The organism is Empedobacter sp. R132-2 (assembly GCF_030324375.1).
Lineage (GTDB): Bacteria > Bacteroidota > Bacteroidia > Flavobacteriales > Weeksellaceae > Empedobacter > Empedobacter falsenii_B.
The window spans coordinates 1-1,452 of the sequence record NZ_JACAGG010000072.1 but is presented as its reverse complement, the minus strand read 5'-3'; the positions used below and the strand labels follow the sequence as shown (position 1 = coordinate 1,452).

Below are 1,452 nucleotides of genomic sequence, written 5' to 3'. Positions count from 1 at the left end.
GCTCTTATTTTAACTCGATGTTTTCTTTCAGCATTCAATAGTTTAATTTTTTCAATGACCTTTGAATTAGGTTTCCATTGCTGAAGATCCATATAATTTTTCGATAAAAATTGAACGATGCGTTCACTATCAATTTTATCGTTTTTACCTCTAACCAATCCCATACTTCTTTTCAAATGCAAAGGATTGATTACATAAACAGTAAAAGAAAAATGGATTAAAACACTATAAAGCATAGCGTTAAATCGACCTTTGTTTTCCATTCCAATCAAAATATCTTGTTTCTTATCAAACTGTTTGAAAAAAACTTTGATTGCTTTTTCTGTATTAGGAATGTTATCAAAACGATTCACTCCAGTTTCTTGAATACAGATGTCTAAAGTTAATTTACTTACATCAATTCCAATAATAATTTTTTCCATAAATTTGAATTTAATGAGAAGAGAAACTTATCAATAACTCGATTCCTTACTAATGGGTTATAAGCCCGAATTTCTATTTGAGAATTTGATAAGAAAGAGTTGAGTCTTTATCAGCTTATGAGATTAATATAGCTCTGAATTCATTATAGTGTACTCAAACTCTATTCTCTTCTTTTTTTACAATTTAATCTTTTTCAAATCTAAAGGAATTCATTTCAGCTTCTCATCCAATGGATTGAAGCTCGTCTGCAAATCGTATGTCAACTCTAAAATCCGTAGTTAAAAGTGATAACGAATTTGAATAGTGAAAAAGACAAAAGATTTCTCGATACTTCGAAATGACATATTGAATGCGATTCTGAGACAAGCCCAGAATGACAAAATTCATTGTTAAAAATAAATCTGAATATAGAAAAAGGATATAGAAACCGGCAACTCTCACGTTAAGAAAATGTTTGAATGCAGCGTTAAAAAGGTTTTAGCCCGTAGGGTTTGTAAAATCTTTAGTGGAATGAGAATATTTTTAGTAGAGAGGTTTACAACCAAGTCTTGCTTGTGCTGAGCCTGCCGAAGTATTGATTACTTTTTTACTCATTTCCCCGTAGGGCATATGAATACCGATAATTAAAATATATAAGCTATGAATAAAAAAGTGATAGAAAGATTTCTCAATATCTCGAAATGACATATTGGATGCAATTCTGAGACAAGCTCAGAATGACAAAATTCATTATTAAAAGTAAATTTGAATATAGAAAAAGGATATAGAAACCAGCAACTCTCACGTTAAGAAAAGGTTTGAATGATACGTTAAAAAGTTTTAGTCCGTAGGGTTTGTAAAATCTACTTTTTTTCTTCGTTTTGGATTTGATCCAATACGTTGAAGTATAAACAATACTATTATTTACTTATGCACTATTATGATAACCCGTTGTGCATTTTAAATAATTTGGGTTTTTAGATTATTAATATTTCGATTAAAGTATGTTTTATTAATGTACTGAACCACAGTAAGTGCAGTAATTTTAGC

1 protein-coding gene is annotated in these 1,452 nt (G+C 29.5%); it reads right to left on the bottom strand.

Annotated elements, in window-relative coordinates; genetic code table 11:
• Nucleotides 1-422 (bottom strand): IS110 family transposase (locus HXZ69_RS15165; RefSeq protein ID WP_286496460.1); only part of this gene is annotated, 422 nt, incomplete at its 3' end.
• Nucleotides 423-1,452: the final 1,030 nt, after the last annotated feature.